The sequence below is a fragment of the Haladaptatus sp. T7 genome (assembly GCF_026008575.1).
In the GTDB taxonomy this organism is placed as follows: Archaea; Halobacteriota; Halobacteria; order Halobacteriales; family Haladaptataceae; genus Haladaptatus; species Haladaptatus paucihalophilus.
This window is the reverse complement of sequence record NZ_BROP01000001.1, coordinates 628,350-641,642: the sequence shown is the minus strand read 5'-3', so window position 1 is coordinate 641,642 and position 13,293 is coordinate 628,350. Positions and strand designations below refer to the sequence as shown.

Sequence of the window (13,293 nt, the reverse complement as noted above, 5' to 3'; positions counted from 1 at the left end):
CCCGTTTGACTGAATATTCGGTCAGTACGGTGCCGAGCGACGCCGAACCCGTCGGCGACTCGACGGAATCGTGACCGACCGCGAACACGGACCGGACGAGCTATCGAACACGCTATCACGACCTCATGCCTGATTCACGCCCACGAACCCAACCGAAATCGACCGCCGCGGTGACCCTGACCGACGTCCGCAAGACCTACCATCGCGGCGAACCCGTCCACGCCCTCGACGGCATCGACCTGTCCATCGAAACCGGGTCGTACACCGCCGTCATGGGGCCGAGCGGGTCGGGAAAGAGCACCCTGATGAACGTCGTCGGTTGTCTCGACACGCCGACCGAGGGGACGATAACCGTGAACGGAACCGAAGTCACGACGCTTTCCGACGCCGAGCGGACGAGGCTTCGGGGTGACGAAATCGGCTTCGTCTTCCAGACGTTCAACCTGATGCCGAAACTCACCGCCGCGGAGAACGTCGCTCTGCCGATGCTGTTCCAGGGAGCCGGAACGAAGCGACGGACCGAGCGGGCGAGCGACCTCCTCGAACGGGTCGGCTTGGGCGAGCGACGCGACCACCGGCCGAACGAACTCTCGGGCGGGCAACGCCAGCGCGTGGCCATCGCCCGCGCGCTGGCGAACGACCCCGCCATCATCCTCGCCGACGAACCGACCGGCAACCTCGACAGCGAGACGGAACGCCGGATTTTGGCCCTGTTCGAGGAACTCAACGACGAGGGCAACACCATCTTCCTCGTCACCCACGAGCGCACGGTCGCGGAACACGCGGACCGAATCGTCCACCTGCTGGACGGCGAAGTGGAGCGCATCGAACCCGTCGAGTCGCCGCGACGCGTGGAGGCGAGGCCATGAACTTCCGCCAGAGCTTCCAGATGAGTTGGCGGTCCATCCGCGACCACAAACTCCGGTCGGTGCTGACGACGCTCGGCATCATCATCGGCGTCGGGTCGGTCATCACCTTCGTCACGCTCGGCGCGAGCCTTCAAGCCGCCATCGTCGGGCAAGTCTCGGCCGATTCCAACCCCTCCATCGTGGCGAGCGTCGGCCCGCCGAGTTCCAACGACGGACCCGGTGGGCCATCGAGTCAGGGCGGCTCGGTACCGGTGCTCACCGAACACGACATCGAACAGTTGCGGGGTCTCTCGGACGTCGATTCCGTCGTCCCACAGGGTAGCGTGCAAGTGTCCTCGCTGGGTCACGACGGCCAAACCATCGGCTGGGAGAGCGTAACCGCGACGACGCCGGGGGCCTTCTCGTCGGATTCGTTCGAGTCGGGACGGACGTTCTCGTCCGGTTCGGAGGAGGTCGTCCTCAACGAACCCGCCGCGACGCTGTTCTCGACGAACGTCACGACCGGCGACAGCCTCACGCTCCAGTTCGCAAACGGCACGCGGACGGTGACGGTCGTCGGCATCCTCAACGCCTCGGCAACGGCGAGCGCGTTCGGTACCTCACGGCCCCAAATCTACGTCCCGACCGACCCGTTCTACGGCACGACGGTGCGGAGTCCGACGACGGGCACACAGCAACGCGCCTACCCGCAAGTCACGGTTCGGGCCGTCGATTACGACCACGTGGATAGCGTCCAACCCGCGGTCGAATCGTATCTGACCAATGAATCCGACGCGAGCCAACTCAAACCCGCGTCCTACGAGGTGTCCCTCCAGACGAACCAACAACTGGTCGAGCAGATTCAGGAGGTCATCGGGACGTTCACGAGTTTCATCACCGGTATCGCCGTCATCTCGCTCATCGTCGGGGCCATCGGCATCGCCAACATCATGCTGGTGAGCGTGACCGAACGGACCCGCGAAATCGGCATCATGAAAGCCGTCGGCGGGCAGAAACGCGACATCATTCAACTGTTCATCGTCGAGGCGATAATCCTCGGCGTCATCGGGTCCATCGTCGGCACCGTCGTCGGCATCGCGGGCGGGTACGTCGCCGCGCAGGCTATCGGCTTCGACCTCGCGTTCGCGCCGAAATGGTTCGGCGTCGCCATCGTCGTCGGTATCGGCGTCGGTCTCGTCTCGGGTCTCTACCCGGCGTGGAACGCCGCACGCATCGACCCCATCGACGCGCTCCGACACGAATAGCGGCGCTTTTTACTCGGCCATCAGGACCGATTCGACGTACTCCCGGGCGGTCCGTCGCGCCTCTTCGAGCGCGTTCTCGTCCCCGATGGAGCCGTACCGCGTCCGAGCACCATCGACGATGAGCATGAGCGAGTTAGACGCGTGCTCCGGGTCCTCGGCGCTGAACACGCCCGAATCCGTTCCGTCGGCGATGACCGTTTTGAGCAGATAGCGGGTGTACTCGTCGTTGCGCTGGAACTGCTCCCGCACCGCCTCGTTGTAGGGCGCTTGGGCGCGCATCTCCAGCATGGCGATCATGAAATCTCGGGAGCCCTCGCGGTGAGTCAGCAGTCGGTCCAACAGAAGGTCGAGTCGCTCTTTCGGGGCGGTCGTCTCGACTTCGTGAACCCGGTCGATGAACTTGTCCAACAGGTAGCTCAGAAACGCCGCGAGGAGGTCGTCTTTCGTGTCGTAGTAGTAGTGAATCGCGGCGGTCGATTTGCCGTACTCCTCCGCTATCGCCTGCATCGTCAGGTTCGCGTAGCCGTGCTCACAGAGTGCCCGATAGGTGGCCCCCATTATCTTCAGTTCGGCTTCGGAACGCTCGTCACCATCGGAAGGCTCTGCCATTAACTAAACAACTAGTTATCTCCCCAAAACGCTTGTGGTCGTCGCGCGCAATCGAGCTATCGCCCCGTCTGCCGCTCCGTTTCGTGGTATTCTGTCTCTCCCCCCGTCATTCTCGTCGGACAACACAACGCTTAACACGGGTGACTAACTATTCAGTCAGTACATGGAAACACAGCGGTCGAACGGGCCCCCGCCCGAGACACACGAAGCCATCATGGACGCCACGTGTCGGGCGCTCTGTGAGCACGGCTACGCGAATCTCACGATGAAACGCATCAGCGACGAGCTCGACAAGAGCAAGTCGCTCCTCCACTACCACTACGACAGCAAAGGGGAGTTGCTCGTCTCGTTTCTCGAGTACCACCTCGACGAGTTCGCCACGAGGCTTTCGCTGGACGAGTGCGACAGCGCGGCCGACGCGCTCTCGTTCACCGTCGATGCGCTCTTTCCCGACCCGGACGATTCGAACGATTTCGAGGTCACGATGTTGGAGATGGGGATGCAAGCGCCCTACAACGACGCCTTCCGGGAACAGCTTCAGGAGAACAACGCCCGGCTCAAGGACCTGTTCACGCGCATCTTCGAGGACGGTATCGAACGCGGCGAGTTCGAGGACATCGACCCCGAGCGAGCGGCCGAACACGTACTGATTCTGCTCGACGGCGTTCGAGGACGGAGCGTCGTCCTCGGCTCCGACGAGCCGAACGAAGTAGGCCGCGACGCCATCCGCGAATTCATCCAAGCCATCACCGTCGGAGATGAAGCCCAATGAGCGCCGGAAATCGTGACGTGAACCTCACCGACGGAGACTTGTTCAAACCGCTATTATTGCTGTCGGCACCCATCGTCGCCAGCCAGTTGATGCAGGTCGTGTACAATCTCGCGGACACGTTCTGGGTCGGCCAGATCGGCCCCGGTGCCGTGAGCGCCGTCTCGTACGCGTTCCCGCTCGTCTTCCTCCTCATCAGCCTCGGAACCGGCTTTTCCATCGCCGGGACGGCGCTCGTCTCGCAGAACAAAGGAGCGGGCAACCACGACCGCGTTAACCACGTCGCCGGGCAGACCATCTCGTTCACGCTGCTCGCATCGTTGGTTTTCGCGGTCGTCGGCTACTTCGCCGTGCCGACCCTCGTTTCGCTTATCGGAACGACGCCGGGTACGCAGATATATCGCTGGACCGTCGAGTTCACGCGAACGACGTTCCTCGGCGTGTTCTTCATGTTCGGCTTCTTCATGTTTCAGGCGCTCCTCCGCGGCTGGGGAGATACGAGGACGCCGATGTATCTGATGGCGTTCGGCGTCTCGCTCAACATCCTCCTCGACCCGTTCTTCGTCTACGGGTTCACCGACAACCTGCTGTTGGAGTTCCTCGGTCTCGGCGGACTCCAGACGACACTGTTCAACCTTACCGGATTCGCCGGGTTCGGGGTACAGGGCGCGGCGATTGCCACTGTTCTCTCGCGCGGCATCGGCGCGGTCATCGGACTCTCCATCCTGTTCAGCGGCCGCGTCGGCATTCACCTGTCGATAGACGACATCATCCCGGAACCGAAGACGGTGAAGAAGATCATCCGCATCGGCGGTCCGTCCAGCATCGACATGTCGACGCGGGCACTCGGCGTCACGTTCCTGACCGCCATCGTCTCGATGGCAGGCGACCCAGCGGTCGCCGCTTTCGGTATCGGTAACCGGCTGAACTCGCTCGTTTTCCTCCCGAGCATCGGACTCGCACAGGGGACGACGACAGTGGTCGGGCAGAACCTCGGCGCGAACAAACCCGAGCGGTCGGAGCGAGCGGTGTACTACGCGTCCGCCACATTGGCGGTTGTACTTGCCGTCGTGAGCATCCTCGCATGGTACTTCGCGGAACCCGTCGTCGGGATATTCGTCGGATCCAGCGACAACTACAGTCGTGCGAAAGTCATCCATATCGGCGCGCAGTACCTCCGCACTATTGGTCCAACGTTCCTGTTCCTCGGCATCTTCCGAGTCGTCACTTCGGCGTTCCGCGGGGCAGGTGATACGACCACCGCGATGGCGTTTACCATCCTCTCGCTCTGGGTGTTCCGCATCCCCGTGGCGTACGGCCTGTTGACGTACACCGCGATGGGCGCGACGGGCGTCTGGTACGCCATCGCGTTCTCGAATACCGTGACCGCCATCCTCGCGTTCCTCTGGTTCCGCCGCGGGACGTGGAAATCGAACGAACTCGACGACGTGAAACAGCCGTCTCCGGCGGACTGAGACCGACCGACGGCTCGAACGTTTTCGCTCGTCGCCATCGAAACAACTGTTACTGTTCGGCATCGATACACGACGTATGTCCCGTCGAATTCTCGTTCCCGTAGACAACGCACCGCAATCGGACACGGCGCTCGAACACGCCATCGAAGTCTATCCCGACTCGACCATCGTCCTGCTCCACGTTGTCGACCCCAGCGGGTGGATTTCCTCGGACGAGTTCGGGGACATCCTCTACGACGATTCCGTCGAAAAGGCGGAGAAAGCGGCCGCGGACGAGTTGCTCTCGGATATGCAGGAGACGGCCGTCGAATCTGGTATCACGGCGGAGACCGTCCGGCTGATCGGTCGTCCGGCACACACGATAATCGACTATGCGGCCGACGAGGACAACGACATCGACGCCATCGTCATGGGTAGCCACGGGCGAACCGGCCTCAACAGAATTCTCCTCGGAAGCGTGGCGGAAACGGTGACGCGACGGTCTCCGGTTCCCGTCACCGTCGTTCACTGAGGGGAGGACGGCAGTTCCGCGACCTTCGTTGTACGCCCGAATCGCCCATTATCGCTCGGTCGAATCGCCCGTTTCGCCCGCGAGCAGGCGAAGACGAACGTACTCGTCGAGTTCCTCACGGACGTCCTCGATGATGTCCCCGTTCGTCGTCACGCGCTGTGTCATCACGCCCGTGATGGTCGTCTGGAGGTACGCCGCCGTTCGTTCGGGGTTCACCTCGCGGAAGACGCCGTCGTCGATACCGGACCGGACGACGTTGGCGAACAGTTCTCGGAAGAACTCGTCGCTTCGCGTGAAGTGGTCCCGATACTTCTCGTCGTGGGCGGCCTGTGCGCGCAGTTCGACCATCGCCCGCCAGAAATCGCGGTAGTCGTCGGTCATCGGCGTGCGAAACACGCGGTCGAAGATGGCGTTCAGGTGGTCGTCCGCGCTGCTCGTCGGTTCGGCGGGGATCCGCTCCCGCTGGTGTTCGAGCATGAACTCCAGAAAGTCGAGCAGGAGGTCGTCCTTCCCGTCGTAGTGGTGGTAGAGCAACGACTTGCTCTTCGGGAACTCGTCGGCGATACGCTGAATCGTGAGGTCGGCGTAGCCGTGCTTGCAGAGGGCCAGATACGTCGCCCGCATGATGGCGTCCCGCGTGTCGGTCGGGTCTTCGAGGAACGTCGGCGTCTCCGTCATCGTTGGTCGAACCCGTCGTTCGTGGTCGGTCGTGCCGTCGGTCGGAACGATACGGCGGGGGCACCCCGTTTCGTGCGTCGTTCTCCGAACACGAGGGCCGTCCCGTCGAATCTGTGCATACTGTCCCTACGAATTCGACATATAAAAATTGAATGAACATTCAGTAGCGACCGTCGTACTCCGGGGAGAGGGTGAACCGGAGCGAGTCCAGTCAGCGCGGTCGAATCAGCCGCTCGTGGCAATACTCTTCTCGGAAGGTTTATCACTAACTAACTGTTCAGTAAGCCATAGGTGACTGAATGTTCATTCAACTTCGAGCTTCATCGCGCGCACGGAGGGTGCGGGCATGAGCACTGAAACGAGCGACGGTATCGGTCGTGAACGCCTCGTTATCCTCGGCGGACTGATGCTGGGGATGCTCCTCGGCTCCATCGACCAGTCCATCGTCTCGACGGCGCTTCCGACCATCGTCGGCGACTTGGGCGACGCGAGCAAGATGTCGTGGATCGTCACGGCCTACCTCGTGACCGTCACGGTGACGACGCCGCTCTACGGAAAGCTAAGCGACCTGTACGGACGCTCCATTATCTTCGAGACGTCCATCTCCATCTTCCTGCTCGGGTCCATCCTCTCCGGCCTCGCCGGGGAGTTCGCCGCCATCAACGACGCCGTTGGCCCGATGACTCAACTCGCGCTGTTCCGCGCGCTGCAAGGTATCGGCGCGGGCGGTCTCATCGCCATGGCGACGACCATCCTCGGCGACATCTTCTCGCCCCGCGAACGCGGGAAGTACATGAGCTACATGATGCTCATCTTCGGCGCGGCGACCATCGGTGGACCGCTCCTCGGCGGCTACCTCACCGACCACTACAGCTGGCGCTGGATCTTCTACATCAACGTCCCCATCGGGTTGGCGGCCATCACCATCACGCACTTCAAACTCGACCTCCCGACGCCGGAGGCCGACCACGACATCGACTACCTCGGAGCCGCGCTCCTCGTCTTCTCGGTCGGGGCGCTCATGCTCGTCACGACGTGGGGCGGCGACAGGTACGCGTGGGACTCCGTGGAAATCTTCTCGCTCGCCGCCGCGACGGTCGTTTTCGGCGTCCTGTTCGCCCTGCAGGAACTTCGGGTGGACGAACCCGTGTTCCCCATCCACCTGCTCGACAGGCACACCGTCGTCGGCGTCATGACGCTCAGCTTCTGTCTCGGTATCGGAATGTTCGGGGCGACCATCTACCTCCCCGTCTTCCTCCAGACCGTCTTGGGCGCGAGCGCGACGAACTCCGGGTTGCTCCTCTTCCCGCTCGTCGGCGGAATGCTCGTCACGAGCGCGGTCACGGGGCAACTCATGACCCGACTCGGACACTACAAGCTGTTCGCCGTCGTCGGCACCGTGGTCGGCACCGTCGGCTACTGGTTGCTTCACACCATGTCCCCGGCGACGACCTCCACGGAATCGACCGCGTTCATGTTCGTCACCGGGATGGGTCTCGGGTTCGTCATGCCCGTCCTCACCGTCGCGGTGCAGAACGCCGTCGAGCGCGAGGACCTCGGCGTTGCGACGACCTCCGTCACGTTCAGCCGGAGCCTCGGTAGCTCCATCGGGGTCGCCGTCTTCGGTGCGCTCCTGACGAACCAGCTCACCCACCGCCTCTCCGACGCCTTCGGCGCGAAGGCCGGTTCGGGAACCCTCGCGGCGTCCGGCGGCAGCATCGACCCGAAGACCATCAGCGCGCTCCCGGCGGGGATACACGATGTCGTCGTCACGGCGCTGGCCAACAGCATCGACACGGTGTTCCTCGCCGGAACCGGCGTGCTCGCGCTCGCGTTCGTCGTGGCGCTCACGCTCCCCAACACGGAACTCAGCGAAGAGGCGCACGTCTCGATGGGCGAGGGTGCCGCCGACCCGATGGACGACTGACCGCCGAACTAGTCGTTTCAACGCGGTTGCGGCCGAGAGAGTTCGAATTTTCGGGATTCTGCTGTCCGCTCGTGCGGTCTGGGGCGATTTCGAACTCGGTGGAATCATGTCGTACATCGTCGCCCGCGGTTATTCCATCAAAGCAGTCGGCTTCCCTACCTCCGGTCGTCATTCGATATCCGCTTTCTCGAAGCGAACGTAGCCGATTCCGAGCGTCACAACGACCCAGAGCGCGAGAACGACGAACCCAACCCAGTCTTGAAGGTAGAACGCGTTCGACTCCGGGAATATCGTGATTGCGTAATACTGGGGTATCACGGCGCGCGTAGCGTACATGAACGACGTGGACGGGTTGAGGATACCGACGAACTGTATCCAGTCCGGGAGGCCGCTTTCTGGAACCGTGGGACCGATGGTCACCAACTGTAGAAGGAGGAGAAACGCGTCCCATCCCAGCATAAACAGGGCGTAGAGAAAAATCGCTCCCGAGAGAGCCACCGTTCTCGATTTCGTCACTGCCGACAGGCACGTTCCGATGGCGATGTAAATCCCACCGTATCCCAACGTCAACAGGGTGAAGAGTCCGAAGACAACGACGTCGAAGGCGTCGTACGAGACCAAAGCGATGATTCCGGCGGCGCTGTAGCCGACCAGTATGGCGATGCCGACGACGGCGGTTCTGCCGACGAATTTCCCGAGCAGAACGTCCCGCCGCGTGTTCGGCAATCCGAGCATGAGTTTGAGACTTCCCGTCTCTCGCTCGCGGACTATCGCGCCGTACCCGATTCCGAGTCCGATCAGGGGGACGAGCATCACGGTCGGTTGTCGCATGCTGTTCAAGAGCACCAGCGTACTCGTCGTCGCGGTACTGTCCCGATACATGACCGGCAACCACTGAATAGCGGCGAGAAACGTCGCAAAGAGGAGAAAGAGGAGTGTGAGACCGAGCAGCACGTTCGACCGAATCGAATCGTCGAATTCTTTTTTGACGACAGCAGCGAGACTCATTAATCGAAGTTTGTCAAATCATCATCTTCAACGCTTCGGCTCAGTGTAACCGTTCCCTCCATCTGTTTCGCGTTCCTCGTCGCAACAATTCAGGGAGAAATACCGCTTTTTGTCTCCTTCGTTCTTACTCGCCCTTCTCCACCGGCGACGGACAATCGTAGGTATCTCGAAGCGTCTCCGCGAACTGGCCGCCCTTCCGGAGCGCGATGGTGACGACGACGTACGTCCCGTCAGCGGGTCGGAGGACGAACACCTCCCGCGGCGCGTCCCCTTCCTCCTCGTTTACCCTCTCCACCAGCGGTTCGACCGGGCGGGTACCCTCGCGGAACGCCTCGAAGACGCTCCCCCTGTCGTCCTCGGCGAACACGTAGAGGACCCCGTTGACCTCGTTGTCCGTGTTGCGCGTCACGCGACTGTTCATCGAATCGCCAGCCATCTGCGCCTCCGTCCACGTCTGCTGTGCGGCCTCGAAGACGGGTTCGATTTCGTCGGCGAAGGCGTACAGCGTTCGTCGAACCACCGAGAACGACCGAATCGTCGGTTCGCTCGTCGTCCAATCGAGGTCGGCGTCGATGCAGTAGCCGGGGTGCAGTTCGGCGACCGACGCGCCGTGGCCGTCGGCGGCGGTGACGACCGGTTCGTACGTCTCCCGGTTCAGCAGGCGGAGCGGTCCCTCCTCCGGCGCGGCGAGGACGCGGAATCGCGTGTCTTCACTCATGGTGGACGGTCCGCCCGGACGCGGGAAAAGACGCTCGCATCCGGTTCCGGTTTTCGTCACGCGACGTCCGTCCGATGCGGCCGACCTATTAGGTCCCCCGTCGTACTACCCGTATGGAACACGTCGAGTTCGTCTACACCTTCGGCATGGACAAAACGGAGATCGAACGGAAGCTACGCGAGGCCGAAACCGGCGTCCTCTCGCTCGCCCGCGGCGACGACGCCTACTCCATCCCCGTCGCGTTCCACTACGACGGCGAGCGCATCCTGCTCCGGTTCGGCGTCGAGGAGGGGGGCGAAAAGCTGTCGTTCGTGGAGGGAACCGACACCGCCAGTTTCGTCGTCTACGAGTTCGCGGACGACGACTCGTGGAGCATCCTCGTGACGGGACGTCTCGTCCCGGCGTCGGATTCGCTCGACGACACGGCGATAAACGAACGGTTCATCCCGCTCAGGATCTTCGACGAGTCGATTTCGGACGTGGAACCCGAACTGTACGAACTCCGCATGGAATCGGTGACGGGACGAAAAACGTGACGAGCGGCGGGAGCGAACGACGGTGGGTTGACCGCGATGTAACGTGCGTTGACGAACGACGGGCCGAAATTCCTCGAACGGTGTCCTTTTCAGTATCGTTTCTATCACGACTGGTATGGTTCGGACGTACGACAAGCTGGTGCGCGACGACATCCCCGACATCATCGAGGAAAACGACGAACGGCCGGTGACGCACGTCGCCGACTCGGACGAACACGAACGACGACTCGCCGAGAAGTTGGACGAGGAGGTCGCGGAGTTCCGCGAGTCGGGCGAGGTGATGGAACTGGCCGACGTGCTCGAAGTCGTCTACGCGCTGGCCGAGGGGAAGGGAATCTCGCCCGACGAACTGGAACGCCTCCGGGCAGAGAAGGCGGCCGAACGGGGCGGTTTCGATGACGGAATCGTCCTCGAACGGGTCGAGTAAAAGCCCCTGCGTGTGCAACCCCGGCGTGGATGGCCGACGACGACGAACGTCCGTCCATGTCACGCACGACGTACACGCTCGTCGTTCGAGAGGGAGCGGGTAACGAGGGGATCATCGGCGAGGTTCGCGCCGACGGAACCATCGAGGAGTCGACTCGTCTCACCTACGGCGATTTCGGCTTGACGGCTATCCGCGACGACTGGCTCCCGAACGAACGACGGACCGAAGTCGAGGCCGACGTTCGGACGATTCGACTCCAGACAGAACGGAGCGGCGACGGTTTCTCGTTCCGCGTGCTGGGCGACGGCGAAACCATCGCAGAACAGCGAATCTCGGACGACGAGTGGCGAGTCGCCGCGGTACGGTAATTCTCAGAAGAACAGCGCCGGGACCGTCTTCGAGAAGATTTTCAGCGAGATGACCAGCAGGATGCCGACAACCAGCCAGTTGAACTTTCGTTCGTCTATCTCGACGCGCCGAAGGTAGGTCCCGGCGAACAACCCGACGAGGGTGACGACGGCGAGCGTCGAACCCAGCCAGAGGTGGTAGGAAGTCATGACTCCAGTTGCCAACATCTGGGCGATTTTCGCGGTGAACACCAGACCGAGCACCATCGAGAGGCCGCCGACGTAGCGTTCCGTGTCGCGCTCGAACGTGTGGAGGTACGTCGGCAGGAGCGGGCCGAGATTGGCCGCGCCGAGGAGGAACCCCTCCAAGAGGCCGACGACGCCGAGGGCGACGGGATTGTGCGTTCCCTCCACGGAGACGAACCCCTTGCCGAGTTGGAACAGGACGTAGCCGAACAGGACGAGGCCGATGAGGAACGTCACCAGCGCGCTGGTTTTGAACGCGGAGAAGAAGAAGACGCCCGCGATGCTCCCGACGAGCGCGAGGCCGATGAGCGACCACTCCCGGCGGACGAATTCGAGGCCGGTGTCCGTCTCGCCCACCTGAAAGACGTTTATCATCCACGGCGGAATCGCGAGGACGACGACGGCGATTTCGACGTTCATCACCGACGCCGCGAGCGGCGTGGCGATGAGCGCGAAGCCGAACCCGACCATCCCCTTCACCATCGCGGCCAACACGATGAGGGCGACGAAGAGCGCGAGGTCTGTCGTCGTCGCGTTCGTCTTCAGCCCGTTCGTCACGTTCTCCACGCCGGGGAAGAGACCGATTGCGGCGACGACGACCGCCACGGTCGCTATCGCCATCAGCAGTTCCCGGTACCTGAATCGACGCAAGTTCCTGACGAACTCCCCGGGGCGAATTGCTGGTTCGCTCGACATCAGTACACACCCCGCGGTGGTCGCGCGTTCGTTCTCATTACCCGTGATTGTTCCCCCGCGTAGTTAGGTGCCAGAAATCGGGAAACCGTCTCCGCGAGCGATGACGCCCCGTCTCGGGGGAGACGTCCGCGGAGACGACGGGAGCGGTGAAAACGGCGAATCGGCCGCTCGTGGGGCGTCCCAGAAACCGGCAGTCCTTGCGAAACCACCCCGTCGAACCGGTTTCACACCGACAGCCGAACCGTCTCGTCGGTGATGGTGGCGATGAACTGCCGTCGCAACTCGTGAACCGACTGGTTGACGACGCCGCCCCACCCGAGTTCGTCGATGGTGTCCGGGTTCGGGTCCGCGCCAACCTCGACGTACAGCGTTCCGTTTCGAACCTCCTTTACGACGCCGAGTCCGGTTCCGTCGGCCGCGACGACGCGTTTTCCGGCCTGTTCGTCCGAGAAGTCGGAGTCCGGGTCCATCGCCCACACTTCGTGCTCGACGCCCAAACTCACTTCGGCCGCCGAAAATGGGAACACATACCCTCGCTCGCTGACGAGACTCAACAAATGTACGATGCGGTGTTGTTCGACAACGACGGCGTGCTCGTGAGACCGCCGAAACGCGAGTTGCTCCGCGAAGCGGCGGTTTCGGCGTTCGAAGAATTCGACGTGGACCCCGCGGAGGACCACCTCGACGCGGTGACGCACAGCGCCACCCCCGACGGGTTTCGGCGGGTCTGTGAGGTGTACGGGTTCGACCCGGACACGTTCTGGAAGGCCCGCGACAGCGCCGCCTCCGAGACGCAACGTCGGGAGATCAGAGCGGGCCGGACCACGACCTACGACGACGTTGGAACGCTCTCGGATTTCGACCGACCGCTCGGCCTCGTCAGTTCCAACCAGCAGGCGACGGTGGAGTTCATGCTCGACTACTTCGAACTCGGACGCCACTTCGAGACCTACTACGGCAGACCGCCGACCGTCGAGGGAATCCGCCGCAAGAAACCCGACCCGCACTTCCTCGAACTCGCGCTGTCCGACCTCGGTGTGGAAGACGCCCTCTTCGTCGGCGACAGCGAGAGCGACGTGGTCGCCGCACACAACGCCGGAGTGGACTCCGCGTTCATCCGCCGACCGCACCGCGCCGACTACGACCTCACCGTCGAACCGACGTACGAAATCGAAGGCCTCCCCGAGATTTTCGACGTACTGGACTAAGGGGTGGAGGTCCGAGGGTGGACCG

General features: G+C 62.6%; 16 protein-coding genes. 10 read left to right on the top strand and 6 right to left on the bottom strand.

Going from position 1 to position 13,293, the window contains the following annotated elements; translation table 11 throughout:
- The first annotated feature begins 125 nt into the window (after positions 1 to 125).
- Together OPC11_RS03520 and OPC11_RS03515 are read left to right on the top strand one after the other, a co-directional pair.
- Positions 126 to 869 carry an ABC transporter ATP-binding protein gene (locus OPC11_RS03520; protein ID WP_018128784.1) on the top strand — a complete coding sequence of 248 codons (744 nt, stop codon included), beginning with the start codon at positions 126 to 128 and terminating at the stop codon, positions 867 to 869.
- Positions 866 to 2,113 carry an ABC transporter permease gene (locus tag OPC11_RS03515; protein ID WP_264781030.1) on the top strand — a complete coding sequence of 416 codons (1,248 nt, stop codon included), beginning with the start codon at positions 866 to 868 and terminating at the stop codon, positions 2,111 to 2,113. Before OPC11_RS03520 ends, OPC11_RS03515 begins: the two co-directional genes overlap by 4 nt.
- A gap of 9 nt (positions 2,114 to 2,122) precedes the next feature.
- Here OPC11_RS03515 and OPC11_RS03510 read toward each other — a convergent pair whose 3' ends face one another.
- Positions 2,123 to 2,722, bottom strand: coding sequence for a TetR family transcriptional regulator C-terminal domain-containing protein (locus OPC11_RS03510; protein WP_026177768.1), 600 nt, complete (start codon positions 2,720 to 2,722; stop codon positions 2,123 to 2,125).
- Between the two features lie 163 nt (positions 2,723 to 2,885).
- On the opposite strand from OPC11_RS03510, the gene OPC11_RS03505 reads away from it, so the two are divergent.
- From OPC11_RS03505 to OPC11_RS03495, 3 genes are all read left to right on the top strand, one after another.
- Entirely contained in the window at positions 2,886 to 3,494 is a 609-nt protein-coding gene (locus OPC11_RS03505; RefSeq protein ID WP_264781029.1) for a TetR/AcrR family transcriptional regulator, read from the top strand.
- Positions 3,491 to 4,966, top strand: coding sequence for an MATE family efflux transporter (locus OPC11_RS03500; RefSeq protein WP_264781028.1), 1,476 nt, complete (start codon positions 3,491 to 3,493; stop codon positions 4,964 to 4,966). The genes OPC11_RS03505 and OPC11_RS03500 overlap by 4 nt, the downstream gene beginning before the upstream one ends.
- Before the next feature lie 76 nt (positions 4,967 to 5,042).
- The gene (locus OPC11_RS03495) at positions 5,043 to 5,477 is read left to right on the top strand and encodes a universal stress protein (protein ID WP_264781027.1); all 435 of its coding nucleotides are present in this window, start codon (positions 5,043 to 5,045) and stop codon (positions 5,475 to 5,477) included.
- 48 nt (positions 5,478 to 5,525) lie between these two features.
- Here OPC11_RS03495 and OPC11_RS03490 read toward each other — a convergent pair whose 3' ends face one another.
- Positions 5,526 to 6,155 carry a TetR/AcrR family transcriptional regulator gene (locus OPC11_RS03490; protein ID WP_264781026.1) on the bottom strand — a complete coding sequence of 210 codons (630 nt, stop codon included), beginning with the start codon at positions 6,153 to 6,155 and terminating at the stop codon, positions 5,526 to 5,528.
- A 346-nt stretch (positions 6,156 to 6,501) separates the two neighbouring features.
- Between OPC11_RS03490 and OPC11_RS03485 the strand changes: the two genes are divergently transcribed.
- On the top strand, positions 6,502 to 8,082 hold the full coding sequence (locus OPC11_RS03485) for an MDR family MFS transporter (protein WP_264781025.1): 1,581 nt from the start codon (positions 6,502 to 6,504) through the stop codon (positions 8,080 to 8,082).
- Positions 8,083 to 8,250: 168 nt separating this feature from the next.
- On the opposite strand, the gene OPC11_RS03480 is transcribed toward OPC11_RS03485, so the two are convergent.
- Positions 8,251 to 9,090 (bottom strand): ABC transporter permease, encoded by an 840-nt coding sequence (locus tag OPC11_RS03480; protein WP_264781024.1) that lies wholly within the window; start codon positions 9,088 to 9,090, stop codon positions 8,251 to 8,253.
- Between the two features lie 124 nt (positions 9,091 to 9,214).
- A complete protein-coding gene (locus OPC11_RS03475) occupies positions 9,215 to 9,808 on the bottom strand; it encodes a DUF6663 family protein (RefSeq protein ID WP_264781023.1) in 594 nt (197 codons plus the stop codon).
- Between the two features lie 113 nt (positions 9,809 to 9,921).
- Here OPC11_RS03475 and OPC11_RS03470 point away from each other — a divergent pair, with 113 nt between their 5' ends.
- The 3 genes from OPC11_RS03470 to OPC11_RS03460 all read left to right on the top strand — a co-directional run bounded on the left by OPC11_RS03470 (position 9,922) and on the right by OPC11_RS03460 (position 11,139).
- Positions 9,922 to 10,344, top strand: a complete 423-nt coding sequence (locus OPC11_RS03470; protein ID WP_007977967.1) for a pyridoxamine 5'-phosphate oxidase family protein — start codon at positions 9,922 to 9,924, stop codon at positions 10,342 to 10,344.
- Positions 10,345 to 10,459: 115 nt separating this feature from the next.
- Positions 10,460 to 10,771, top strand: coding sequence for a nucleoside triphosphate pyrophosphohydrolase (locus tag OPC11_RS03465; protein ID WP_264781022.1), 312 nt, complete (start codon positions 10,460 to 10,462; stop codon positions 10,769 to 10,771).
- A 56-nt stretch (positions 10,772 to 10,827) separates the two neighbouring features.
- Positions 10,828 to 11,139 (top strand): hypothetical protein, encoded by a 312-nt coding sequence (locus OPC11_RS03460; RefSeq protein WP_264781021.1) that lies wholly within the window; start codon positions 10,828 to 10,830, stop codon positions 11,137 to 11,139.
- A 3-nt stretch (positions 11,140 to 11,142) separates the two neighbouring features.
- Here the strand turns inward: OPC11_RS03460 and OPC11_RS03455 are convergent, their stop codons facing one another.
- Positions 11,143 to 12,060 carry a sulfite exporter TauE/SafE family protein gene (locus tag OPC11_RS03455; protein WP_018128782.1) on the bottom strand — a complete coding sequence of 306 codons (918 nt, stop codon included), beginning with the start codon at positions 12,058 to 12,060 and terminating at the stop codon, positions 11,143 to 11,145.
- A gap of 224 nt (positions 12,061 to 12,284) precedes the next feature.
- Positions 12,285 to 12,587 carry a hypothetical protein gene (locus OPC11_RS03450; protein ID WP_018128781.1) on the bottom strand — a complete coding sequence of 101 codons (303 nt, stop codon included), beginning with the start codon at positions 12,585 to 12,587 and terminating at the stop codon, positions 12,285 to 12,287.
- A 30-nt stretch (positions 12,588 to 12,617) separates the two neighbouring features.
- Between OPC11_RS03450 and OPC11_RS03445 the strand changes: the two genes are divergently transcribed.
- Positions 12,618 to 13,268, top strand: coding sequence for an HAD family hydrolase (locus OPC11_RS03445; RefSeq protein WP_264781020.1), 651 nt, complete (start codon positions 12,618 to 12,620; stop codon positions 13,266 to 13,268).
- Positions 13,269 to 13,293 lie beyond the last annotated feature (25 nt).

Excerpts from the sequence above, each read along its gene's own strand:
- OPC11_RS03495 (WP_264781027.1), top strand. The coding sequence starts at position 5,043 with ATGTCCCGTCGAATTCTCGTTCCCGTAGACAACGCACCGCAATCGGAC.
- OPC11_RS03485 (WP_264781025.1), top strand. The coding sequence starts at position 6,502 with ATGAGCACTGAAACGAGCGACGGTATCGGTCGTGAACGCCTCGTTATC.
- OPC11_RS03455 (WP_018128782.1), bottom strand. The coding sequence starts at position 12,060 with ATGTCGAGCGAACCAGCAATTCGCCCCGGGGAGTTCGTCAGGAACTTG.
- OPC11_RS03490 (WP_264781026.1), bottom strand. The coding sequence starts at position 6,155 with ATGACGGAGACGCCGACGTTCCTCGAAGACCCGACCGACACGCGGGAC.
- OPC11_RS03480 (WP_264781024.1), bottom strand. The coding sequence starts at position 9,090 with ATGAGTCTCGCTGCTGTCGTCAAAAAAGAATTCGACGATTCGATTCGG.
- OPC11_RS03465 (WP_264781022.1), top strand. The coding sequence starts at position 10,460 with ATGGTTCGGACGTACGACAAGCTGGTGCGCGACGACATCCCCGACATC.
- OPC11_RS03505 (WP_264781029.1), top strand. The coding sequence starts at position 2,886 with ATGGAAACACAGCGGTCGAACGGGCCCCCGCCCGAGACACACGAAGCC.
- OPC11_RS03510 (WP_026177768.1), bottom strand. The coding sequence starts at position 2,722 with ATGGCAGAGCCTTCCGATGGTGACGAGCGTTCCGAAGCCGAACTGAAG.
- OPC11_RS03515 (WP_264781030.1), top strand. The coding sequence starts at position 866 with ATGAACTTCCGCCAGAGCTTCCAGATGAGTTGGCGGTCCATCCGCGAC.
- OPC11_RS03475 (WP_264781023.1), bottom strand. The coding sequence starts at position 9,808 with ATGAGTGAAGACACGCGATTCCGCGTCCTCGCCGCGCCGGAGGAGGGA.
- OPC11_RS03470 (WP_007977967.1), top strand. The coding sequence starts at position 9,922 with ATGGAACACGTCGAGTTCGTCTACACCTTCGGCATGGACAAAACGGAG.
- OPC11_RS03460 (WP_264781021.1), top strand. The coding sequence starts at position 10,828 with ATGTCACGCACGACGTACACGCTCGTCGTTCGAGAGGGAGCGGGTAAC.
- OPC11_RS03445 (WP_264781020.1), top strand. The coding sequence starts at position 12,618 with ATGTACGATGCGGTGTTGTTCGACAACGACGGCGTGCTCGTGAGACCG.
- OPC11_RS03500 (WP_264781028.1), top strand. The coding sequence starts at position 3,491 with ATGAGCGCCGGAAATCGTGACGTGAACCTCACCGACGGAGACTTGTTC.
- OPC11_RS03520 (WP_018128784.1), top strand. The coding sequence starts at position 126 with ATGCCTGATTCACGCCCACGAACCCAACCGAAATCGACCGCCGCGGTG.